General features: G+C 38.4%; 21 protein-coding genes. 17 read left to right on the top strand and 4 right to left on the bottom strand.

The window, feature by feature from the left end; genetic code table 11:
- The first annotated feature begins 2 nt into the window (after positions 1 to 2).
- The 3 genes from JET18_RS00430 to JET18_RS00420 all read left to right on the top strand — a co-directional run bounded on the left by JET18_RS00430 (position 3) and on the right by JET18_RS00420 (position 2,646).
- Positions 3 to 521, top strand: a complete 519-nt coding sequence (locus tag JET18_RS00430) for a biopolymer transporter ExbD (RefSeq protein ID WP_202088350.1) — start codon at positions 3 to 5, stop codon at positions 519 to 521.
- Positions 522 to 970: 449 nt separating this feature from the next.
- Positions 971 to 1,753, top strand: a complete 783-nt coding sequence (locus tag JET18_RS00425; RefSeq protein ID WP_202088348.1) for an alpha/beta fold hydrolase — start codon at positions 971 to 973, stop codon at positions 1,751 to 1,753.
- A 65-nt stretch (positions 1,754 to 1,818) separates the two neighbouring features.
- Positions 1,819 to 2,646 carry a patatin-like phospholipase family protein gene (locus tag JET18_RS00420; protein ID WP_228728461.1) on the top strand — a complete coding sequence of 276 codons (828 nt, stop codon included), beginning with the start codon at positions 1,819 to 1,821 and terminating at the stop codon, positions 2,644 to 2,646.
- Positions 2,647 to 2,732: 86 nt separating this feature from the next.
- Here the strand turns inward: JET18_RS00420 and JET18_RS00415 are convergent, their stop codons facing one another.
- Positions 2,733 to 3,737, bottom strand: coding sequence for a DHH family phosphoesterase (locus JET18_RS00415; RefSeq protein WP_202088347.1), 1,005 nt, complete (start codon positions 3,735 to 3,737; stop codon positions 2,733 to 2,735).
- Between the two features lie 234 nt (positions 3,738 to 3,971).
- Here JET18_RS00415 and rpmH point away from each other — a divergent pair, with 234 nt between their 5' ends.
- Together rpmH and JET18_RS00405 are read left to right on the top strand one after the other, a co-directional pair.
- Positions 3,972 to 4,130: a 50S ribosomal protein L34 gene (gene rpmH / locus JET18_RS00410; RefSeq protein WP_039365072.1), complete on the top strand. Its 159-nt coding sequence runs from the start codon at positions 3,972 to 3,974 to the stop codon at positions 4,128 to 4,130.
- Positions 4,131 to 4,284: 154 nt separating this feature from the next.
- Positions 4,285 to 4,995 (top strand): cell division ATP-binding protein FtsE, encoded by a 711-nt coding sequence (locus tag JET18_RS00405; RefSeq protein ID WP_202088346.1) that lies wholly within the window; start codon positions 4,285 to 4,287, stop codon positions 4,993 to 4,995.
- A gap of 96 nt (positions 4,996 to 5,091) precedes the next feature.
- Here the strand turns inward: JET18_RS00405 and JET18_RS00400 are convergent, their stop codons facing one another.
- From JET18_RS00400 to JET18_RS00390, 3 genes are read right to left on the bottom strand one after another with little or no spacing between them, the layout of a single operon-like run.
- Complete coding sequence (locus JET18_RS00400; RefSeq protein ID WP_202088342.1) at positions 5,092 to 5,793, bottom strand: tRNA1(Val) (adenine(37)-N6)-methyltransferase; 702 nt, start codon at positions 5,791 to 5,793, stop codon at positions 5,092 to 5,094.
- Positions 5,793 to 7,247, bottom strand: coding sequence for a sensor histidine kinase (locus tag JET18_RS00395; protein WP_202088341.1), 1,455 nt, complete (start codon positions 7,245 to 7,247; stop codon positions 5,793 to 5,795). Before JET18_RS00395 ends, JET18_RS00400 begins: the two co-directional genes overlap by 1 nt.
- Position 7,248: 1 nt before the next feature.
- On the bottom strand, positions 7,249 to 7,833 hold the full coding sequence (locus JET18_RS00390; RefSeq protein ID WP_202088340.1) for a riboflavin synthase: 585 nt from the start codon (positions 7,831 to 7,833) through the stop codon (positions 7,249 to 7,251).
- Between the two features lie 48 nt (positions 7,834 to 7,881).
- Here JET18_RS00390 and pdxA point away from each other — a divergent pair, with 48 nt between their 5' ends.
- From pdxA to JET18_RS00330, 12 genes are all read left to right on the top strand, one after another.
- Positions 7,882 to 8,973, top strand: a complete 1,092-nt coding sequence (gene pdxA, locus JET18_RS00385; RefSeq protein ID WP_202088339.1) for a 4-hydroxythreonine-4-phosphate dehydrogenase PdxA — start codon at positions 7,882 to 7,884, stop codon at positions 8,971 to 8,973.
- Positions 8,974 to 9,057: 84 nt separating this feature from the next.
- The gene (locus tag JET18_RS00380; RefSeq protein WP_202088338.1) at positions 9,058 to 9,591 is read left to right on the top strand and encodes a YceD family protein; all 534 of its coding nucleotides are present in this window, start codon (positions 9,058 to 9,060) and stop codon (positions 9,589 to 9,591) included.
- A gap of 66 nt (positions 9,592 to 9,657) precedes the next feature.
- Entirely contained in the window at positions 9,658 to 9,861 is a 204-nt protein-coding gene (gene rpmF / locus JET18_RS00375; RefSeq protein WP_007843326.1) for a 50S ribosomal protein L32, read from the top strand.
- Between the two features lie 127 nt (positions 9,862 to 9,988).
- Positions 9,989 to 10,474, top strand: a complete 486-nt coding sequence (gene accB, locus JET18_RS00370) for an acetyl-CoA carboxylase biotin carboxyl carrier protein (protein ID WP_202088337.1) — start codon at positions 9,989 to 9,991, stop codon at positions 10,472 to 10,474.
- 99 nt (positions 10,475 to 10,573) lie between these two features.
- On the top strand, positions 10,574 to 11,929 hold the full coding sequence (gene accC / locus JET18_RS00365; protein WP_202088336.1) for an acetyl-CoA carboxylase biotin carboxylase subunit: 1,356 nt from the start codon (positions 10,574 to 10,576) through the stop codon (positions 11,927 to 11,929).
- Positions 11,930 to 12,220: 291 nt separating this feature from the next.
- Positions 12,221 to 12,628 carry a type VI secretion system tube protein TssD gene (gene tssD / locus JET18_RS00360; RefSeq protein ID WP_202088335.1) on the top strand — a complete coding sequence of 136 codons (408 nt, stop codon included), beginning with the start codon at positions 12,221 to 12,223 and terminating at the stop codon, positions 12,626 to 12,628.
- 180 nt (positions 12,629 to 12,808) lie between these two features.
- Positions 12,809 to 14,722, top strand: a complete 1,914-nt coding sequence (locus JET18_RS00355) for a type VI secretion system Vgr family protein (protein ID WP_202088333.1) — start codon at positions 12,809 to 12,811, stop codon at positions 14,720 to 14,722.
- A gap of 4 nt (positions 14,723 to 14,726) precedes the next feature.
- A complete protein-coding gene (locus JET18_RS00350; RefSeq protein ID WP_202088331.1) occupies positions 14,727 to 15,224 on the top strand; it encodes a YdcF family protein in 498 nt (165 codons plus the stop codon).
- A 129-nt stretch (positions 15,225 to 15,353) separates the two neighbouring features.
- Positions 15,354 to 16,691 carry a DUF3289 family protein gene (locus tag JET18_RS00345; RefSeq protein WP_202088330.1) on the top strand — a complete coding sequence of 446 codons (1,338 nt, stop codon included), beginning with the start codon at positions 15,354 to 15,356 and terminating at the stop codon, positions 16,689 to 16,691.
- A gap of 93 nt (positions 16,692 to 16,784) precedes the next feature.
- Positions 16,785 to 17,156 (top strand): hypothetical protein, encoded by a 372-nt coding sequence (locus tag JET18_RS00340; protein ID WP_202088329.1) that lies wholly within the window; start codon positions 16,785 to 16,787, stop codon positions 17,154 to 17,156.
- A 57-nt stretch (positions 17,157 to 17,213) separates the two neighbouring features.
- Complete coding sequence (locus JET18_RS00335) at positions 17,214 to 18,005, top strand: hypothetical protein (protein ID WP_202088328.1); 792 nt, start codon at positions 17,214 to 17,216, stop codon at positions 18,003 to 18,005.
- Between the two features lie 17 nt (positions 18,006 to 18,022).
- Complete coding sequence (locus tag JET18_RS00330; protein WP_202088327.1) at positions 18,023 to 22,261, top strand: C40 family peptidase; 4,239 nt, start codon at positions 18,023 to 18,025, stop codon at positions 22,259 to 22,261.
- Positions 22,262 to 22,296 lie beyond the last annotated feature (35 nt).

The raw sequence follows: 22,296 nt of genomic DNA, 5'->3' as shown, positions 1-22,296 counted from the left end.
TTATGGCTGAAGTAATTGCACAAGAAAAGCAAGGAGGCAAACAAAAGAAAAAACTAATCAGAGTAGACATGACCCCGATGGTAGATCTGGGATTCCTGCTGATCACCTTCTTTATGTTCACTACCAATTTTACCAAACCCAACGTAATGGATCTGGGACTTCCCGCAAAAGGAACTCCTCCAAGTGGCCCCGTTGTTATGGACCAAAAAAACCAGGTTACGTTTATTTTAGGAAAAGACAACAGGGTATTTTATCACCAGAGCAATGAGAAAGATCTCAATGCCGGGAACCTTAAAGAAACAGATTTCAGTGGAGTAAAAATCTCAAAAATCATTTCTGAAGCCTATAAAAATGCTCCGATCCCGGAAAATTTCACTGTCATTGTAAAACCTACGGATGAAGCCAATTATAAAAATTTTGTAGACATCCTGGATAATATCGCCATTTCCAAAAAAGAAAGGTACGGTATTACCGATATAAAGCCGTGGGAAAAGAAAGTTTACACAGAATTAACCCAATAATATTACAAGGACTGTCTCAAAGGGCAGTCTTTTTTTGTATATTTTTATATTAGAATTTTACATGCGGATGTCTTATTTACGCTTAATCACTGACGAAGTCAGAATTCTTTGCTTTACTTAAAATATGCAGTCTCAGAATCGAACTTTGCGTTAAATCCTTCATTTATATTTCTATCAATCCATTACAAACCTACTCGCAGATCAAAAATATAGAATTATTATACGCAAAAGTTATCTGCCAAACCGTTTTATCTGAGGATAGCAAAGAAGATGGCTCCGCCATTGATGAAGCTAGTGGTTGAAATTACGCTTAATAGGATTACTACTATTTGGATAACAACCACAAAAAGCCATCTCATTTTAGATAAAGCCTATTTTTTTTTATTTAAATTTGAGGATAGAACCTATTTCAGATCTCCTGGAATATTTAACCGTAAATAGATAAGATCATGCTGAATTTTGAAAGAAAAGGAAACGGAAAAGAAACTTTGGTGCTGCTTCACGGCTTTATGGAAAACCTTTCGATATGGAGCGATATGGAACCTCACCTTTCTGAACATTTTTCCCTGTTGAAAATAGATCTTCCCGGCCACGGACAGTCCGAAATTCTAGCCGAAGTTCACACCATGGAACTCATGGCCGATGAAGTGAAAAAAGTTCTGGATCATGAGAAACTGGACAAAGTACATCTGCTGGGACATTCCATGGGAGGCTATACTTCGCTTGCCTTTGCGGAAAAATTCCCTCAGACCCTTAAAAGCCTGACTTTATTCTTCTCGACCTATTTTCCTGATGATGAAGAAAAGAAACAGCAGCGTATTAAGAGTTACAGAATTATCAAAGACGCATTCCCCCACTACGTAAGAGCCGGCATTCCCAATCTTTTCAATCCTGATGAAAGAGATATTCTGGAAGGAAAAATTGAAATTGCCCTTGAAACTGCCCTGTCTACCAATAATCTCGGAGCCCTTGCCTGCGTAAAAGGTATGGTGGAAAGAACAGATAAAAAACACATCATGGAGAATCTGGAAGCCAAAATTCTGGTCCTTGCCGGAAAACATGATAATGCGGTAAAAACAGACCTGATGATCAAACATCTTCCGGACAGGACCAATGTAAAATCCTACATCCTGGACTGCGGACATAACGGACACTGGGAAAAACCTGTGATCTGCGCGGAAATTATCAATACAGAGCTTCTCCATAACCTTCCTAAAAAATTAGTCCTGTAAAAACCTTTAAGACAGGTTTTATCCATCGCATATCAAAATTTCTTGTATCTTAGTGAGGAATAATTATGTCAATGGGTTTATTCTCGTTCAAAAAAAAGAAACCTCCGGTTATCGGCCTTACACTTTCCGGTGGAGGAATGCGTGGAATAGCTCATATTGCTGTTCTGAAAGCGTTGGAAGAATATAATCTCAAACCTCATATTATCTCCGGAACCAGCGCAGGATCTATTGTGGGAGCATTTTATTCTTTTGGAAAATCGCCGGATGAAATGATGGATATTGTGAAAACAACCACTTTTTTTTCGAGGTCTTACCTGAAGCTTTCCAAAAATGGAATTTTCAGCTCTAATTTTATCTTAAAACTATTCAACGACCATTTTCCTGAAAATGATTTTAAGATCTTAAAAATCCCTGTTTATGTTACCGCCACGGAAATGACTCATGGAATCGTGGATTTCTTTTCTGAAGGAGAACTTTTCAGCCCGCTGCTGGCTTCATCAAGTGTCCCGTTCATTCTCCCTCCTGTACGGATAGGCGAAAAAATATATGTAGATGGAGGCGTCCTAGACAATCTCCCCATAGAACCGATTATCGACAAATGTGATTTCCTGATCGCTTCCCACGTGAATTCAATAAGCTACGACGAGCTTAATAAAATGAGCTTAATGAAGGAATTCGACAGGATTCTCCATCTGGCCATTGCCAAATCAGTCTATTCCAAAGTAAAATCCTGTGATATTTTTTTAGATCCTCCGAAAATGACCAAGTTCAGTCTTTTCAGCAAGAAAAACCTGGATACCATGTTTCAGGAAGTATATGATTACACCTGTGAAGAACTTGAAAGCAAGGGGTATGTGAAGGGGTTGGGAGGTCTGAAAGCTAGAGAGAGTTAACGCTTGAGAGTTAGAGTGTTATCTCATATTGAAATAAACACGTCCAATATTTCAGAAACGACTTTCCTTTTTACCTTTTCTCCTTCTTAAATCTCCTCTTCCGTCAATCTTTTCTTAAACGTTTCAATAGTGTCCGCCAGGGATTCATCGGATTTTCCGCCGGCTGCATTGATGTGTCCGCCTCCGTTAAAGTATTTTCTTGAAAACTGGTTCACATCCACATCATCCTTACTTCTGAAAGATATTTTAATGAAATCATCATACAGATCTTCCATAAAGAAAGCTGCCATTTTCACCCCTGCGATGCTCAGCCCGTAATTCACGAAACCTTCCGTATCGCCTTTCTGGAAGCCATATTCCTTCAGTTCGTTTCTGGTCAGGGACAATACGGCAACCTTTCCGTCATTCACCACTTCTATTCTCCCCAAAACAAGGGCAAGAAGATGAAGGCGGGAAACCGTGTTGGTATCCCATGTATTGGAGGTAATCACAGACGGATCTGCTCCTTTTTCTATTAAATTTGCGATAATCCTGTGGGTTGTAGCACTTGTGGAACGGAAACGGAAACCTCCTGTATCCGTCATAATTCCTGTATAAAGACATTCTGCAATATCCTGATTAACCAGAGCCTCATCTTCCAAAGCTTCGATAAAATGATAAATCATCTGGGAGGTGGCAGGAATTACCGTATCCGAATAAACAAAATCGAATGCTTCAGGCTGCTGGTGGTGGTCGATAAGGATTTTCTTAGCTCTCGACTTCGTCAGCCAGTCGCCCAAAATCCCAATTCTTGAAGGAGAATTGAAATCAAGGCAGAAAATCACATCAGCTCCACTGATCATATCAAATGCATACTTTCTTTTGTATTCTCCGATGATCACTTTTTTAGATTCCGGCATCCATTTCAGAAATTTCGGAAAATCATTAGGTACAATTACTTCTGCGGAAATTCCTTTTGCTTTCAGGTAATGTTTCAGTCCCAGACTGGAACCTATAGCATCACCATCCGGATTATAGTGCGTAAGGATAACTATTTTATTTTCAGGCGTAAGCAGCGTATTGATAGCTAAAAGTTCAGCGGGTGTAAACATCGTGTGTTTATTTTTCTTTAAATTTGAGTTTTCAAAGATAGAGCTTTTAAATAAATCATTTCAATATAATTTCTGTCCCCGGATTTCATTTCCAGATACAGCTTATAGGAATGAGGATAAAAAACATTTCAAATAATTTCTAAAAAAAGATAAGTAAAGTTTGTAACTTTTAAAAATTTCTATATCTTTGCAACCTGAAAATTAATAGATTAATTACGATTTAAATATATAGTAATGAGTAAAAGAACATTCCAACCATCAGAAAGAAAAAGAAGAAACAAACACGGTTTCAGAGAAAGAATGTCTACGCCAAACGGGAGAAGAGTTTTGGCAGCAAGAAGAGCTAAAGGCAGAAAGAGTTTAACTGTTAGTGCTGCGCGCGCTAAGAGATAATATCTCGGATTATCATATACAAATCATGCTTGAAAAGTAGCTTTTCAGGCATTTTTTGTTGTTAAAATTTCCCAAAGTTTAGGTTTCTTAAGCTTCTTTTTTCTACTTTTAAGATCTGAAAAATATTTTAGAAATAGTACGATAAAACTGAATTATGCCGCATACAAATATCTCCGGAGATAATATTATAAGCTTACAGCATGCAAAAATTGCACAAAAAAATTTCACTGTTCTTTCTGATGTTAATCTGAACATTAAAAAGGGCAGATTCTGCTACCTTATCGGAAAAACCGGTTCCGGGAAAAGTTCGCTTCTTAAAACACTTTACGGACATATTCCATTGGCATCAGGACATGGTTCTGTGGTAGGATTTGATCTTGCCAAACTAAGACCTTCAGATATTCCCAACCTGAGAAGAAAATTAGGAATTGTATTCCAGGATTTCCAGCTGCTTTCGGACAGAACGGTTGAGAAAAACCTGAAATTCGTTCTTGAAGCAACAGGATGGAGCGATAAAGTAAAAATAGAAGACCGTATCAATGAGGTTTTAGGAAGTGTAAACATGAAGAGTAAAAAGCATAAGATGCCGCATGAGCTTTCCGGAGGTGAGCAGCAGCGTATCGCTATTGCCAGAGCCCTCCTGAACCATCCTGACCTGATCCTGGCCGATGAACCTACAGGAAACCTGGATCCGGAAACATCCAACGAAATTATGACTCTTCTGAAGCAGGTAGCCCTTGAAAACGGAGCCGCTGTAGTAATGGCCACCCATGACTATCACATGATCCAAAACTTCCCTGGAGAAGCAATCAGATGTGAAGACGGAAAAGTTTCCGTACTGGATACAGCTGAGTTATTTGAATAAAATTGAAAGATTGAAGAATTTAAAGATTAAGAGATTCAGAAATTAAAAAGTCCAGAGATTAACCTCACGACATTTCTAACTTCTAATTTCTAACCTCTAACTTCTACTTCTAAAGACATGAAACTCCCTGGTGAGTTCAAGATATTGGTCCGAGTATTGTCTCGGACTTTTTTCTACCACAAAATCAGACGCTTCGGGGATATTTTTTACAGATGAGAATTCCAGAACTAATCTTTTCGTTTTTGAATTTTCAATTCCTTTTATATTAACTTTCCTCTTCAAAAACAAAGTGTTTTCCAAAGCTGTTTTAATAAAATCATCCCCGGCTTCAGCCGGAATAATAACAGACAGAATGCCATGATCAGCCAAAAGTTTTGCAGAAACAGTAATCAACTGTTTAAAATTCAATTCTACAGTCTGACGGGCCAGTTTATCTTTCTCAGAGCCGGATTCCTCAAAATAAGGCGGATTTGAAACAATGAGATCGAATTTTTTTTCTGTCTCAAAATTTTTAAGATCCTGATGAATATTTTTCAGCCTTGCATGGAAAGGAGAATGTTCAAAATTCGTTTTAGTAAGCTGCACTGCGGCTTCATTAATATCCAGTCCCAGGAAAACCGCCTGATCATTTCTCTGCGCAAGCATCAGTGAAATCAACCCGGTTCCGGTACCGATTTCCAGGACTTCTGAGGCCTTCTCCACATCTGCTAAAGCTCCAAGCAAAACCCCATCCGTCCCAACACGGAAAACGTCTTTGGATTGTTGAATTTCAAAGTTTTTAAATGTAAAAGGCTTCACTATAAATTGGTAGGCAGGGTAATCGTAAATGTGGATCCTTTTCCTAGCTCTGACTTCACAGCGATCTCTCCTTTATAGTCCTCGATCATTTTTCTTACCATAGAAAGACCAAGGCCCATTCCGCTGTTTTTCGAAGTAAAATTCGGTTCAAATATTCTTTCGTACATATTATCAGGAATTCCTACTCCATTGTCCTGTACGGAGATCATCACCCTTCTCTGATGCTGTTCCACGTCTACATTGATGATCAGCTTACGTTCATCGCTCTGAGCCTGCTTCGCATTGGTCACAAGATTGGTAATGATCCTGGAAAGGTAGATCCTGTCCATATTGATCATAATATTCGCCTTATTCGAGTGCATAAAAATACTGTCGTCATTGAAAACACGAAGAATATCTTCCACCTCGGTGTTGAGATTGATGACTTCGTTATTTTTTTCGGGAAGTTTTGCAAATTCTGAGAAAGCTGAAGCAACGGTAGCAATCAGATCGATCTGGTCTACCATGGTTTTACTCATCAGTTTTACTCTTTCTCTTATATTCGGATCTTCAGGATCGAATTTTCTTTCAAAGTTCTGGATGGTAAGCTTCATCGGGGTCAACGGGTTCTTAACCTCATGCGCCACCTGTTTTGCCATTTCTCTCCAAGCCTCTTCTGAAGCCTTGAAACGCAGTCTTTCCTTTTGATCCTGAATCTGAAGGATCATCCTGTTATAAGCTCTTGCCAATGCATTAAGCTCATCATTTTTATAGTATCTGATAGGGCGCATTTCATTTTCAAACAAAGTAATACGCGTGATCATATCAGAAAATTTAGTGATATTTTTAGCCAGACTGTTGGAAGTCACCCAGCTGATCCAGATACTGAACAGAATAAGGAAAATATCTACCAGAAGAATATATTTTACATACTGGTGAAGAACATCCAGATAAGCCGATTCATTATGATACAAAGGAATATAAACAATTCCTATAGGTTCCAGTTCATTATTTTCTAAAAGGAGATAAGACGAGGTGCGTCCTGCATCTTTAGTTTTGTCGTACCCTTTGATATCCACTCTGGCATTGGTAGCCAGAATTTTATTCACAATATTAAGGGGAATGGTTTTCTGATCAATAAGACTTTCATCTTTATTGGAAAGAAGATAGTTTCCTTTCAGATCATAGATGACAATATCATGCTGGTTGATATCCGCTATTTCGAAAATTTTATTCCCCAATACCTGCGGAAGATCTTTTGTCTCTACCAGGGTACGGCTCACCGCGTAATCCAGATACCTCATTACGGCAGTAGTTTTCTCCTGCATATCGATAGTACTCTGCTGCATGGAGTTATTTCTCAGGACAAAATAGGGAACCAGTGATGTGGCAACAACACTTAAAAAACATACGAGTAAGAAACCAAAAAATACCCGGTTCCTCAAGCTATATCCTTTGTATTTATTTATCGGCATCCTATTTTTTAATTAACCTAGCAATATACTTACCAATGATGTCAAATTCTAAATTAACTTTATCTCCGATTTTAAGATGCTGCATATTGGTAAATTCCCAGGTGTAAGGAATAATGGCCACGGAAAACTGCGTATCCTCACTTTTCGCTACGGTAAGACTGATTCCGTTCACGGTAATGGAACCTTGTGGAACCGTTACAAAACTACCGTTGTCTTCGTATTTAAAACTAATAAAATAGCTTCCGTCCTTATTTTCGATCCCTATAACTTCTCCGGTTTTGTCCACATGTCCCTGAACGATATGCCCGTCTAATCTTCCATCCATTTTCATGCATCGTTCAAGATTAACCACCGTCCCTACTTCCCAATTTCCGAGATTTGTTTTTTCAAGAGTTTCGTTGATGGCTGTTACCACATACTGATTATCTTTAATCTCAACTACGGTAAGGCAGCAGCCGTTATGAGCAAGGCTTTGGTCTATTTTCAACTCGCTGGTAAAAGGACATGTTAAGGTAAAATCTATGTTACTTCCTTTTTGTTCCATCTTTTCAATAACACCTACTGCTTCAATAATTCCTGTGAACATATTATTTTTTGCTAAATTTGTAAATTATAATGTTCAAAGATAATCAAAATGAGTGCAAAAAACCATAAAGTACGAGTAGGAATTTCAATCGGTGATTTTAACGGCATCGGCCCGGAAATCATCATGAAGTCCCTGACAGACAAAACCATTACGGACTTTTTCACTCCGGTCATCTTTGGCTCGGGCAAGTTATTTACCTTTCAGAAAAATATTTTTAAGCTGAATCTGAACTTCAACTACGTTAACGAAGCTTCACAGGCCCAGCCCGGAAAACTGAATATGGTGAACCTTACCAAGGATAATGTGAACGTAGAACTGGGCGTTCCAACGGAGGAATCTACCAAAATGGCCATCGACTCTCTGGAAATGGCTACAGAAGCTTTAATGAAAGGAGATATTGACGTTCTAGTTACTGCGCCTATCAACAAGGATGAAATGGTAAAAATGGGCTTTAAACATGCCGGACATACAGGCTATTTTGAAGAAAAATTCAGTAAAAAAGGACTGATGTTCCTGGTTACGGAAGATCTTAAAGTAGCGGTTTCCACCCATCATATCCCAATTGCCAGCGTAGCGGAAAATATTTCCAAAGAAAAAATAAAAAAACAGATCAGAGCCCTGAATCAGACCCTGATTGAGGATTTCTGTGTACAAAAACCAAAAATTGCCGTACTGGGACTGAATCCTCATGCAGGCGACGGCGGCGTGATCGGAAAAGAAGAAATTGAAATCATCGAACCGGCTATCAAAGAACTTTCTGACAATGGGATCCTGGCTTTCGGGCCTTATCCGGCAGACAGCTTCTTTCAGCCGAATAAATACAAACATTTTGATGCTGTGCTGGCGATGTACCACGATCAGGGACTGGCACCTTTCAAAACTTTAGCGTATGAAGAAGGCGTAAATTATACCGCCGGACTTCCGTTTATCAGAACCTCTCCGGACCATGGAGTGGCCTATGATATTGCCGGAAAAAACATCGCTGATGAGCAGAGTTTTACCGAAGCAATCTTCACTGCTATTAAAATTTTTAAAAACAGAAGTGAATATAACGATCTGATGAGCAACAGAATGCAGCCGAGAAAAATGGCTGTAGACAATGGAGTGGATGAAGATCTGCCGGATGAAAATGAAGGATAATTCGTTGAAACAAATTTTAAATTAATTTGTTTGGGATTTTATTTGTTATTATAAAAAAATTGCATATTTTTGCACACTCATTTTATGGACAAGTTAAGAAACTATGACGTAAGCTTTTCCGGACTTAAAAACGGAAAGCACGAGTTTAAATTTGAGATAGATAAAACGTTCTTTCAATTATTTGACACTGAACAGGAATTTACAAATCCTAAAATAGTAGCCCATGTTTTCCTTGAAAAGCATACTACTTTCTTAGAATTTGTGATCAAGGTAGACGGGACTGTAGAGCTTATTTGTGATATTACAAATGATGAATTCGATCATCCTGTTGAAAACGAGATCAAGATTTTGGTACATTTTGGTGAAGAATATGACGACAGCAATGAAGACGTCATTACGATACCAGCCTCAGATCACGCCTTCAATGTGGCACAGCTGATCTACGAAAATGTACAGCTTTCTATACCGATGAAAAAAATTTCACCGAATGTAAGCGATGATGATCTGGAAATCCTGAACAAGTTCAGTCCAAAAGATATTGAAGAACCTGAAGAAGAGGAAAAACATGAGAGCGACCCGAGATGGGACGCGCTGAGAAAATTAAAAGACAATAATTAAATAAAATAATTTAAATATGATGAGATGATGAATCTCATCGCTCATCAATTAAAAAAGTTATTCAAAATGGCACATCCTAAGAGAAGACAGTCGTCCACAAGAAGAGATAAGAGAAGAACTCATTATAAAGCAGTAGTTCCTCAATTAGCGAAAGATGCAACAACTGGTGAACTTCACCTTTACCACAGAGCTCACTGGCATGAAGGAAAACTTTACTACAGAGGTAAAGTAGTATTGGAAAAAGAAGTAGCAACTACAGAAGAAAACTAAGAGTCGCTTTTCACTGAAAAAGCCTCATTTTAATACAAAAACCGCTCGATTTTGATAAAATCGAGCGGTTTTTTGTTGTTTTTTATGTTTTTTTGGTATCTTTGGGACAAAATCAAATATCAAATTTATGGACATTAAAGACATACAAAATCTTATCAAGTTTGTATCCAAGGCTGAAGTTTCAGAAGTGAAGTACAAAACTAAAGATTTCGAAATCACTATTAAAACTCCATTAGCAGGCAGCGATGCGGTGTATGCACAGCCGGCGGTTTACCATACAGCGCCTCAGGCAGCAGCTCCGGCTCCGGTTCATGCAGCAGCTCCGGCAGCGGCACCAGCTGAAAAAGCGGAAGCAGCATCTGATGACAGCAAATATGTAGTTATCAAATCTCCAATGATCGGTACTTTCTACAGAAAGCCGTCTCCGGATAAAGATGTATTTGTAAATGTAGGTGACGAGGTTTCCGTAGGAAAAGTAGTTTGCGTAATCGAAGCAATGAAGTTATTCAACCAGATCGATTCTGAAATCAGCGGAAAAATCGTTAAGATTTTAGTAGACGATGCTACTCCGGTAGAATACGATCAGCCTTTATTCTTAGTAGATCCATCTTAATTTAGAAATTAGATGTTAGACATTAGATGTTAGACTTCATTCTGCATTCAAAATAACATTATCTAATTTTCAAGTTATCTAATTTTCAAATTGAAGAAGATGTTCAAAAAAATATTAATAGCCAATCGTGGCGAAATTGCAATGCGTATTTTACGTACGTGCAAAGAAATGGGGATCAAAACCGTTGCGGTATACTCTACTGCAGACAAAGACAGTCTTCACGTAAGATTTGCTGACGAAGCGGTATGTATTGGCCCTCCTATGAGTAAAGACTCATACCTGAAAATTCCTAACATAATAGCTGCTGCGGAAATTACCAATGCCGATGCTATACATCCAGGTTACGGATTCCTTTCTGAAAATGCCAACTTCTCCGGAATCTGCCAGAAGAACAACATCAAGTTCATTGGTGCTTCTCCTGAGCAGATTGAAAAAATGGGGGATAAAGCGAATGCCAAAGCAACCATGAAGGCTGCAGGTGTTCCTTGCGTACCTGGTTCTGACGGGCTGATTGAATCTTATGAGCATGCTGTAAAAGTAGCTGAAGAAACAGGATACCCTGTAATGATCAAAGCTACTGCAGGTGGTGGTGGAAAAGGAATGAGAGCCGTATGGAAAGCTGAAGACCTTAAAGACCACTGGGAATCTGCTATTCAGGAAGCTGTAGCGGCCTTTGGAAACGGAGGTATGTACATGGAAAAACTGATTGAAGAGCCCAGACATATTGAAATTCAGGTTGCCGGTGACCAGTATGGAAAAGCATGCCACCTTTCTGAAAGAGACTGTTCTGTACAGAGAAGAAACCAGAAGCTGACCGAAGAAACGCCTTCTCCGTTCATGACGGACGAGCTTCGTGAGCAAATGGGTGCTGCGGCTGTAAAAGCGGCTGAATTCATTGGCTATGAAGGTGTGGGAACTATTGAATTCCTTGTAGACAAGCACAGAAATTTCTATTTCATGGAAATGAATACAAGAATCCAGGTAGAGCACCCTATTACTGAGCAGGTAATTGATTATGACCTGATCAGAGAACAGATCCTTCTTGCTGCAGGAACTCCTATTTCCGGAATCAATTACTTCCCGAAATTACATTCAATTGAGTGTAGAATCAACGCGGAAGATCCTTATGCAGACTTCAGACCGTCTCCGGGAAAAATCACAGGATTGAATATCCCTGGAGGACACGGAATCCGAGTAGATACGCACGTTTATTCCGGATATACTATTCCTTCCAACTATGACTCAATGATCGCTAAGCTTATCACAACGGCTCAAACCCGTGAAGAAGCGATTGCCAAAATGAGACGTGCCCTGGAAGAATTCTATATTGAGGGAGTGAAGACTACTATTCCTTTCCACAGACAGCTGATGGATAATGAAGATTATCTTGCAGGAAACTATACGACAAAATTCATGGAGGATTTTGTAATGGATAAAAAATATGATAATCACTAAGATTATTTTAAATATAAATTTTAAACTGCCTCTTTTCGAGGCAGTTTTTTTTATGCCCATACCTTCAGATTCCATCCAGTCCCCTATCCATCGGAAGTTAATAATCCCTTAACGAAGGTGTTTATAAGCCGTTGATTACCAGTAAACAAATTACCTAACACTTGTTAGTCGCAGAATTACTACACTTTTTAAAATTTCTTCAATTTTTTTTTTGAGATAATGGAATTACTTCTATTTTTGGTGACATAAGTTAACAAAACACATAGTATTAACAATTAAAATTTACTTATCATGGCAGAAAGAAATTCAAGAGGAATTCTAAAATTCAACAACGGTGAAGGACAAAAGTTATTAAAACTTAACTACAGTGTATCCCGTTCTACAGACGTATCAGGAAGAGTAGCATCTGACCCTTCCAACGCATTGATCAAAATTACAGTAGAGGCTACTGAAAAATCTGACATCCTGGAAAGTCTTCTTAACGGGAAGTACAAGCCTACTGTAGGAGAAATTACATTCAACAAATCTCACGAAGAAGGAACATTAACTACTTTGAAGTGGCAAAACGGATATGTGATTCAGCACGAAGTAGACTTCGATGCAATAGATGAAAACAGTATGCTGATCAGCTTCGTAGTAAGTGCGGAACAAATCGATCTGGGTAATTCTTCTTATTTAGCAGAATGGCCTACATCTTAAGAATATAATTTCTAAATCAAAAAAACAGCAGACAGAATGGTATATCCGATATAAGGGATGCTGTTCTGTCTTTTTTGACTCTAGTCATTTTTCTATGCTTATTTTCTAAAGAAAAAGTAGAGGCACACATATGAGATAAGATTTATATTTTTTCAGTTTACACCAAAACAAATAATAATCATGGAAGAAAACAGCAACTTTTCATTCCGTCCTAATCATAAAACTCCTGCAAATGCTGATAAGATCTCTGTAAACCATATTCCCGGGATCAATCGTGTGGTAAAAATGGACATTGTGATTGAAGGAAAATCAGTCAACCATTTTAAGCATTTCCGCTTACAGCAGAGCGCAAGACGGCATCATCATTTTGAACTGATCCTTGCCCATGACTCTTTGGGAACCGCCCAAAATCATAACCTTGAGGAAGCCCGCCAGTTTTTAGGAAAAAGAATAACCGTTGTCTTTAAATATAAGGACTACGAAAACGAAAGTCCGGAAAGAACTTTTGTAGGCGTCATCACAAAAGCGGCATTCAGCCAGGAAAAAATGAGCCTCGGGAATATTGTACTTAAAGGGCAAAGCCCCACGATCCTTATGGATTCTGCACCTCATACCCAAAGTTTTGGAGGCGCACAGTCCGTGAATACAGGAATTATAGCGGATAAGATCATTAAAGACGCACTCGGTTCTTCAAAATTTGATTTCAGAGTGGATCCGCAAAACAAAAGCTACATCAATTACAGCTCTCAATACAACGAAACACATTATAACTTTCTGGCAAGAACGGCAGAAGCCTATGGTGAACAGTTTTACTATGACGGTGAGACGCTCCATTTTGGAAAACTTCCGCCTTCTGAAAAGCCTGTACGCCTGATTTATGGCAGTAATGTAAGTGACGTTCAGGTAGAACTGAAAGCAGTTCATACCAAACCCGAATATTTTGGATATAACAGCAGCAGCCATACGAAAATGGAAGGCTCTGAAAATAATATCAGGCACCTGGGAGAAATTCCGGCCAAAGCCTATGAACTGAATAACAATATTTTCAAAACCCGCTCACTCTCCCCTGCCCCGGTGAATGCCAATATGTTTATGGATGTTGACGATTCACAGAAAAGTGCGGCTGGCAGTGCAGCTGTGGAAGTTTTTACAGTTTCAGGGAATACAACGGTCCCGTTTTTATATCCGGGCTGCTGCGCAGACATTGAAATGCGTAAGCCAGATACCAGCGAAACCTCTTATTTCACCAAAGTAACCGTTACAGAAGTTACCCATGAAGTGAATGCCCGCGGATATTATACCGGAAGCTTTGAGGCCGTTGCAGAAGGCACAGGATTCATGCCGAAACCGGAATTTATAATTCCTAATGCGCAGCCACAGGTCGCAACAGTTATTTCCAATACAGACCCTATGAACCAGGGACGGATACAGGTACAGTTTGACTGGCAGCGGAATCCGGACACCACCCATTTTATCAGAATGATGAGCCCTGATGCAGGAGGAACCGATGCGATCACGCAGAACAGAGGCTTTGTAGCTATTCCCGAAGTGGGAGATCAGGTGATGGTAGGTTTTGAATACCATCACCCTGACTTTCCTTTTGCCATGGGCGGAATGTTCCATGGGCAGGTAGCACTGGGAGGCGGTCTTAATAATCATATCAAATCCATCCAGACCAGAAGCGGAAACAAGATCATCTTTAATGATCAGGAAGGAAGTATTTTCATAGAAGATCCAAGCGGTAATACGTATTTAATGGATGGAAAAGGAAATATCACAGTGAATGCACCCAAAAATATGACGTTCACCGCAGGAGAAAATGTGCAGATCAATGCAGGACGAAATATTATAGCTTCGGCACAGAGAAACATCAACATTATGGCCGGAGAAGATATTACGGAAACCGCCAATGATGATTATAACCTGACGGCAAGCAATATCATTGAAACTGCAGAAGCCGGAAGAAGTTCGAGAGCAAAAAATATCACGGAGAATATGGAAGCCGGCTCCTACATCAGTACGAAAGACGCAATCAATGTGGAAAGTGCGAAAGAAGTCAATATCAATAGCGGCAAGCAGGTAAAAATGCAGTAACTCAATGAATTTCTTGAAAAAAATTTTCAGGTCTGTTTTAATTCTGGGCATCATCTGGTTTGTTATTCATTCTATTTACATCATTGCCGATGGACTAAAAGATACGAAACAGAACACTGATCTGGCCGTAGTTTTTGGCAACACCGTGAATAAAGACGGAACCTTATCACCAAGATTAAAAGCCCGTCTGGACGAAAGTATTGAATTATACAGAGCTCAGAAGGTAAAAGAAATTCTGGTAAGCGGAGGCTTTGGCAAAGAAGGCTATTGGGAAGGAAACGAAATGAGAAAATATCTGATTGAGAATAAAATTCCTTCTGATAAGATCATTACCGACAATTATGGGGATAATACGGAGAAAACGGTCATTAATTCTATAAAAATTGCTGACAGCCTGCATTATAAAAGTATGATTTCGGTCTCTCAGTATTATCATCAGACCCGGATTAAAAAGTTATTTAAAAAGAATCACTTTGATCAGATAAGCAGTTCAAGTCCTTAGTATTTTGAGATCAGAGATATCTATTCAATTTTTAGAGAATTTTTTGCATTCTATTTATAAAAAGAGATTAAAACTTCAGCAAATAAAAGTATAGCAGAACATCCATTGTAAAACTTTAGAACAACAACCATGGAAGGAGGAAATATCATACGGAATGTCTTTGGCAAATCTTATAAGGAAGCAGAACATATCATGAAAGATGCTTCCAAAGGTGCGTTGGATTTTAAATCTCCGCAGGAAAATACTTTTTATGGGAAAAAGGGTGGGAAGAAGCTGGATGAATATGAGGCTAAGAAAGACAATACTTTACTGGTCACTAAAGTTGAAGGCCCATTTGATGATAACGGCGGAAAAATAAGCAAGCCCAAAGAAGGTGAAAAGTACTGGTTCAAGGCCACATTTAACAGATCTGCGGAAAAAAGAGAGTATAAAAAACTTCTGTGGCAACTGAAAATCGGTAGTACATCTGTTCCTTTCTTTTTTGATTATTCTTCCATTGAAGGAAGTACCCAAACCATACAGGTGAAACTGCCATGCTATAATATGCGGGTGTATGCCTACTTCAAAAACCCGATTGATCAGGTGAGTGTGGAGGTAAGTATCAAGAAACTTACATTTCCTATGTTGATCCTGCAGGGAACCAGAAGAAAAGGAAAAAAAATTATTGTTAAGGACGGAAAAAAAGTCAGCAGTAACGACACAGCAATAGATATGCTTTATGGTGACTATCCGGAAAATAAGGTAGGATTTGATAAACTTAAAGCCGAATTATATTCCGAAAATTATGATGTAGAAAAACAGGATAGTTGGTACAATACCACTTCCCGGGCAGACAATGCTACCAATAATGCTGATTCTACTGTAAAAAAAGTAGAAAACTTCTGTAAAAAATCCAGTGACGATCTTTTTAAAATTTTCAAAAGCGAGATTGAATGGTATTCACAAGGGGAAATAGAAACTGTTGCAAAAAAAATGGTTGACAGAATGCAGGCCAATTCAGGAGGCGAATTTTCAGATAAAACCCTTACAGAAGCTGTTATTCAGCATGAGAAATCACAAGCTTTCATTTCATCAATAAAATCAGTAATAAAGGCTTACCTAACTAAAAATAATGGCGAAATTCAAAATCTGGAAATCACAGATTCTTCAAATGGAATTCTTTATAAAGATCTTGTTGACAGAGGAGTAGACAATCCAAAATTCAGTGATAAATTCAGTGGTTTAGGTATTACAATCAATGATGTCTGGGCTTATCAGGTCTATATAACCCGGTACAAAAAAAACGGACGCAGTTTTGAAATGGGACTGGAATATATTTATTATGATCATTTTGGGTTAGATTATCCCGATATTCAAAAATATGATAAGGATATATTTTACAGTTGGTTTATTTTGCAGCATTTCAGAGGGTATAAACCATTTATTACCAAAATAGATATTGTAGGAGAATTTAAAGGTACATTCTAAAAAATGATTAAATCCATGGGCAAAAAAATTTTTACAATCATAATTCTCGCGCTGGCTGTACTTGCTGGTATTATAATTTATAACAATACAAAAATGAGTGACATCAATATACAACCAATAGATAAAGAATTTAATTCACAGTTGGAATTTGGAATTCAATATTATACAATTTCCGGCTACAGTAATCATGAGCCTGAAAAACTGGCTTTATATATTCACAGTTATCTGGATCAAAACAAAAAAGATATTAAGAACGCAAAAATGATTTTATTTTATGAAGACTCATTTTTCAGCAATTATAAAAAAAATATGCGGGAATCTGCTAGAGATAATGAGTTCGGAGGGATTGAAGGCCATCAGGATAATTTAGTCTGTAAAGTATGGTATGATACATCCGGAAATCACTCTGAAGAACATCTTGTGATTTACAAGGATGGTAAGATGATATTGGATAAAGTAAAATAAGAATCTACATTTCATGCCGGAGAAAATAATTATAGACAACCGCAAATAATAAAAAGTATGGAAGAAAACCGCGTAAAACCTTTTCAGAAATTTTCAGGAACACATAGCTATCATGTGGACAGCTCACTTGAAGTACAGTTTGGTGAAAAAAAAGGCTTTCATTCTTCCTGCAAAATCAATATAGAAGAAACTGAAAATGAAGACCACACAAAAAACTGGCTTATAGAAAAGCTGGAAGACACACCTCTGCCTTCTGAAAACAGTTTTATGGAAATTCTTCATGAGCTGGAACAGAGTTCTTATCCTGTTGAAGTAAAAGTAGACGAAAAGGGAGTTTTTCTTAACGCCTCCAACCATAACAAAAATGTAGAAAACTGGAAGCAGAAAACGGCAGGTATTCAGGAAAAATATCAGAATGCAGACCTGTTCAGAAACCAGTATCTGACGGCTCTTGAAGATGAGAATATCTTTTACAGAAATAAGTTGAAAGAACCCTTCTGGAACCTTCTTCTCTTTGCTCCTTCCTATGTGGATAACGGTGGAAAAACCCACGAATCTTTCACATGGAATATTAAAGGAATCGGAGATATAGAATGTACAGGAACTATTATAGCAGAACAAAGGGATTACGGATTTGATGCTTTTTTCACTTCAGAAACCATACTTCCTGATCCTATAAAAGAGGAAATAGAGAAAAAATATCTGCACCTGGCAGGACAATACAAAGCAGAACTCCATATACAGATGGAATATAACTCCCCGAAAAGACACTATTCAAAAAAGAAGGCAGATTTTGTCCTTTCTGACGGAGACAAGATATTATACAGAGAGACAAGCAGTATTATATAACTTGATGAACACATGACATGGCGAATAAAGGATTAATCATTGTAGAAGGAGCTACCGCGTTCTGCAGCAGTTCTGCAGCCAACAATTCCAAAGGGACTGCCGTTCCGATGGAAGTAAAAAGCCAGAAGAAAAAACTTGGAAAAAATAAATATTTTGCACAAAACAAACCTGTAACTACTTATCTGGACGACAAGGCTGAAAGTTTTGGCGGTGGAAACGGATTTGGCAAATGTAAAGCTCCGGATGGCAAAACTTATGATTGTAAAGACAGATGCAAACTCATATACAAAGACTATTACGAAAATGTAGAGTTTAACAAAAGTATGAAGGTACTGCTTGATGTCTCCACAGCCAAATGTCCCGGATATGGGCTTGAGGGAACTGTTGAATTTGCCACCACAGGACAATCCAACAATGTCTCCCAGATTGATGTGAAGGAAGCAGACGAGTTCTCCGTAGCCAATGCCTCGCCGCAATGGGCAACCTCATCAGGAACTTCCTCCTCTACTTCCGTATCATCCATTTCAATGAATCTTCCGGTACCGGTAGCTAAACCCACCGGAATCTATTATTATATTTCAATGCCTTCTTCGCCCTGGAATTCATTTTTACCTTCTTTTACTGCCGATAACCTCTACCTTCAGGCACAGTTCAAAGGAGATGTTACAAAAATTATCTGGGCCCTTTTCAAAGGAGAAGACACCAAGGACAAGGTTAAAACATTTATAGGTCTGGGAAGTATTTTCAATCAGCCCATGGCAAAGATCTTTGAAAACCTGCCGGAAGGAAAGTACAGAATAGAAGCTTACGGAAAAAAAGCAGGGGATAAAAACTGTGCTATTATCATTGAAGTGGTAAAAGATTTTGTAAAGAAAATAAGTGTTCCGGGAAATTCCACACTGACCAAAATTCCCATTCCTGTATCCATCGAATATAAACTCAATACTGCTGCCGACCAGATGAAAATACTGAACCGTAGTATTTTCAACCCGCTTGGAACCGCGGCTAACTGGAGGATAAAGCAAGGGACAACAGTTTTGTACAACAGCCTGACCGGGACTTCCGCTACTCATATCGTTGAGGTAAACAAAGTTGGAAATACAGCAATGCTTACATTTAAAAATGGAGGAACATATACCGTGGAAGCATTCACAGATGCCAACGACCCAAAACCTGAATCTGTTCAGATAAAAATTGAAAATACGCTGGGTATTATGGGTGTAACCGGTGAACCGGGAATACTCCGCTCAAGCGATATGCTGAAAGTTCAGGCATCCAGATTCAATGTTGCCTATCTTCCCGCAGCAGGTAAAACAGCACACTGGTATCTGAAAAAGGAAGGATCTGGAAGAATTGCAGCCTTTGAAAATTCTGCATCCTTCAAGACACCCCTAATTAATAAAAGAGCAGATGCATTCCTCAGCCAGGATGCCCATTTGTCCACCGGGCAGTATTTAGGAAAATACACATTGGAAGCTTATGCCAATCCCGTGGGGCCAGGAAAGCAGCCCGCATTCTCAGGATCGGACACTTTTAATTTTGAGATTATAAAAAATGTCATTGATAAATTTACACTGCCCGCAGGAAATATTCCCAAGGGAACCAAAGTGAAGTACACTGCCGCCGCAAGAATTGCAACACTGACAGGAAATGAAGCTATAAAAATAGAAGTTCCGCAGAACGTTACCGATAATGGTGATGGCACCCTTACGTTCAACGAGCTGGGTGAATTTACAATCTCCGCTCATTTAACAGGTGATAACACGGACAGTAAAAAAACTGACACCAAAATAAAAGTTTCTGAACCTGCTGTTAAAAGAGCACTCTGGGCCTATGGAACCGGTGTAAAGCGTACGGAAACAGGTTTTGGAGAAGACACTTACGGCTTTATTGAAATTGACGGACTACAAAATCAGGCTTTGAAAGTGAAAATCTGGGTAAAAGGCGAAGGCGATGATTTTTACAAGGAAAAGGAAAAATATATGCTGGAGGAAAAGACTGTAACCCTCAACAGCGAAGGAAAAGCCTCTTTTATGATCAACACCACTGAAGATTACAGGAAAAAACTGGATACCGCTATTCCCAAAACAACTGAAAATCCTACACCAAAGTATCGTCTTGTATTCACCATAGAATTACAGGCATCTACATCTACAGAGGTTGTACTGCCCGCCAGCATTTCAATAGCAGGAACAAAGCCTGTAGTGATAGATGCGGCCACGACTTATCTTGAAGTTCTGGACTCCAATGAAGAACTTGTCATCACTTCAGAACAAAAGATTGTTTCCATCATGTTTTCTACTGAAGATGGAAAAGATATCCAGCGTATGCAGACCTTCTATGGAAAGACCCACAAAATTTGGGTCCATACAGTGAATATGACAGAAGAGACTCTGAAAATAGATGTTTTCAAAGAAGTCCCGAAAGAAAGTCTCAACGAACAAGACCACATCATCTACACCCACGAAAGCAAAGAAAACTTCAAAGATGAAAAAGTAGGAAAAGACGGTCTGTTAGAAGTTTCATTCACAGCCAAAGAAGAATGGAAAACCCCGCCTAAAAATTTCGACTACTATATCGCCCAGGTCTCCCGACAGCTGAAAGACCCCGCAGATCCTGCCAAAAAAATCTGGAAAGCCGAAAAGATACAGGTCACCATCAATAATACCCTTCCCGCCGATCTGGTACGCACCGAAGACATGGAAAAACTGGGAATTAAGGCTTATAAACAAGACGGAACTCCTTTCACCCAGCAAGAAATGCTTGAATTACGAAAACAGTTTATCTTTTATGAAAGCGGATGCCTTAAGGTTTCACAAAAGGAAACACCGGAAGTAATTGATAATGACGTGGTGCCTGTGATGGTGGAAATGGCGGAGGTGAGGAAGCAGAAGACTTGTTATTGTAACAGAGCCTTTACAGAGGCAGAAGTTAGAAGCCTAGTTAAACATATGCGCGGCAAAGAGGAAATTTGGGAGTCTACAACTATGGACCGTGAGAGTTTTGCAGATTTAACATTTGAGTTAAATGCAATGTTTAGTAAATATTCAATTAATAAATGTATCCAAAAAATAGCTTTTTTAGCGAATGTTTATTCTGAAACCAGCTTTTTTAGAACTGCAGGGGAAGAAAAAAGTGATCATGCATCAAGTGGATATAAATATAAAGGGCGTGGGATACAACAACTCACAGGAGATGGCAGCAATCCTGTTGCATATGAAAAATATGATGAAAAAGTGCCTGAAAATATTGTAATTTATCCTGAATTAGTTGCAACCAAGCTTTATCTAGCCGTAGATAGCGGTGGGTGGTTTTGGTCAGAATACAAAAAAATATCTACATTTAAAGAGAAAAAAGATTACTCTCAAGCTGTAAAAGATGCTATGAAATTTAAAAGAGAATACTTTAGTAAAGCACTAGGAAAATCTTTAAATGAAACAGCATTATTAATGGAAGGTGAAGAAGAAAAGTACTATTTTTTGATATGTAAAATATTAAATGGATATTCACCTTCTCATAAATTGGAAGTAAACCCTAATGGATGGGATGATCGCAAAATAGGTTTATCTAATCTTAAAACATGGTTTAAATATGATAAAAATATTTGCAAAGATGGTGGTATTTTACCAAATTTAAGTGGAAGAGCACCGTGGATGGATATAGCTATAGCTGAAGCAAAAATTTATGGTGGAAAAAAAGAAAGTACTATTGATAATAGAATTAGAATCTATCATAAAGATGGTGGTGGTACAGATTCAGGAAGTGGTGTAGCTTGGTGTGCTTCTTTCGTATGTTGGTGTATTGAGCAAAAAGGTTATCCTAGCCCTCATTCTGCTGGTTCAAGAATGTTTCTTACAAGCTCAAATGCCGAAAAATGTGAAGCTTTTTATGGAGTAGTTGCAGTTTTTTCAGATTGTGATTCAACAGGAACAAATATTGATACCAAAGGACATTGTACTTTTGTATTTGGAAAATTATCAGGTAATGAAATGTATGCATGTTTAGGTGGAAATCAAGCAGATATGCTAAAAATGTCACGCTATGATTGTAGTGGAAGCGTTTTTGTTTCGTGGACAGAAAAAAACGGCACAAAACATTATAAAATTTTTAGAGGTTTTTATAAGCCGAAAGGATATATTATAAAAGAGAATGATAAACTTACACCAAGTGATAGTTACTCATCTCCAGATGCAGCAAGTAAAATAGCATTAAATTTAAATATTGAATCAAATGAAAATGGAGAAAGTTCTAGATAAATTATATAAAAAAATAAGTAGCATAATAATACTAT

It is taken from the genome of Chryseobacterium endalhagicum, from assembly GCF_016745235.1.
GTDB classification, from domain to species: domain Bacteria; phylum Bacteroidota; class Bacteroidia; order Flavobacteriales; family Weeksellaceae; genus Chryseobacterium; species Chryseobacterium endalhagicum.
Note: the sequence above shows the minus strand (reverse complement) of the source record. Positions and strands in the feature narration are given on the sequence as shown.

Coding starts and splice junctions, on each gene's coding strand:
- JET18_RS00430 (WP_202088350.1), top strand. CDS start 3: ATGGCTGAAGTAATTGCACAAGAAAAGCAAGGAGGCAAACAAAAGAAA.
- JET18_RS00425 (WP_202088348.1), top strand. CDS start 971: ATGCTGAATTTTGAAAGAAAAGGAAACGGAAAAGAAACTTTGGTGCTG.
- JET18_RS00420 (WP_228728461.1), top strand. CDS start 1,819: ATGTCAATGGGTTTATTCTCGTTCAAAAAAAAGAAACCTCCGGTTATC.
- JET18_RS00415 (WP_202088347.1), bottom strand. CDS start 3,737: ATGTTTACACCCGCTGAACTTTTAGCTATCAATACGCTGCTTACGCCT.
- rpmH (WP_039365072.1), top strand. CDS start 3,972: ATGAGTAAAAGAACATTCCAACCATCAGAAAGAAAAAGAAGAAACAAA.
- JET18_RS00405 (WP_202088346.1), top strand. CDS start 4,285: ATGCCGCATACAAATATCTCCGGAGATAATATTATAAGCTTACAGCAT.
- JET18_RS00395 (WP_202088341.1), bottom strand. CDS start 7,247: ATGCCGATAAATAAATACAAAGGATATAGCTTGAGGAACCGGGTATTT.
- JET18_RS00390 (WP_202088340.1), bottom strand. CDS start 7,833: ATGTTCACAGGAATTATTGAAGCAGTAGGTGTTATTGAAAAGATGGAA.
- pdxA (WP_202088339.1), top strand. CDS start 7,882: ATGAGTGCAAAAAACCATAAAGTACGAGTAGGAATTTCAATCGGTGAT.
- JET18_RS00380 (WP_202088338.1), top strand. CDS start 9,058: ATGGACAAGTTAAGAAACTATGACGTAAGCTTTTCCGGACTTAAAAAC.
- rpmF (WP_007843326.1), top strand. CDS start 9,658: ATGGCACATCCTAAGAGAAGACAGTCGTCCACAAGAAGAGATAAGAGA.
- accB (WP_202088337.1), top strand. CDS start 9,989: ATGGACATTAAAGACATACAAAATCTTATCAAGTTTGTATCCAAGGCT.
- accC (WP_202088336.1), top strand. CDS start 10,574: ATGTTCAAAAAAATATTAATAGCCAATCGTGGCGAAATTGCAATGCGT.
- tssD (WP_202088335.1), top strand. CDS start 12,221: ATGGCAGAAAGAAATTCAAGAGGAATTCTAAAATTCAACAACGGTGAA.
- JET18_RS00355 (WP_202088333.1), top strand. CDS start 12,809: ATGGAAGAAAACAGCAACTTTTCATTCCGTCCTAATCATAAAACTCCT.
- JET18_RS00350 (WP_202088331.1), top strand. CDS start 14,727: ATGAATTTCTTGAAAAAAATTTTCAGGTCTGTTTTAATTCTGGGCATC.
- JET18_RS00345 (WP_202088330.1), top strand. CDS start 15,354: ATGGAAGGAGGAAATATCATACGGAATGTCTTTGGCAAATCTTATAAG.
- JET18_RS00340 (WP_202088329.1), top strand. CDS start 16,785: ATGAGTGACATCAATATACAACCAATAGATAAAGAATTTAATTCACAG.
- JET18_RS00335 (WP_202088328.1), top strand. CDS start 17,214: ATGGAAGAAAACCGCGTAAAACCTTTTCAGAAATTTTCAGGAACACAT.
- JET18_RS00330 (WP_202088327.1), top strand. CDS start 18,023: ATGGCGAATAAAGGATTAATCATTGTAGAAGGAGCTACCGCGTTCTGC.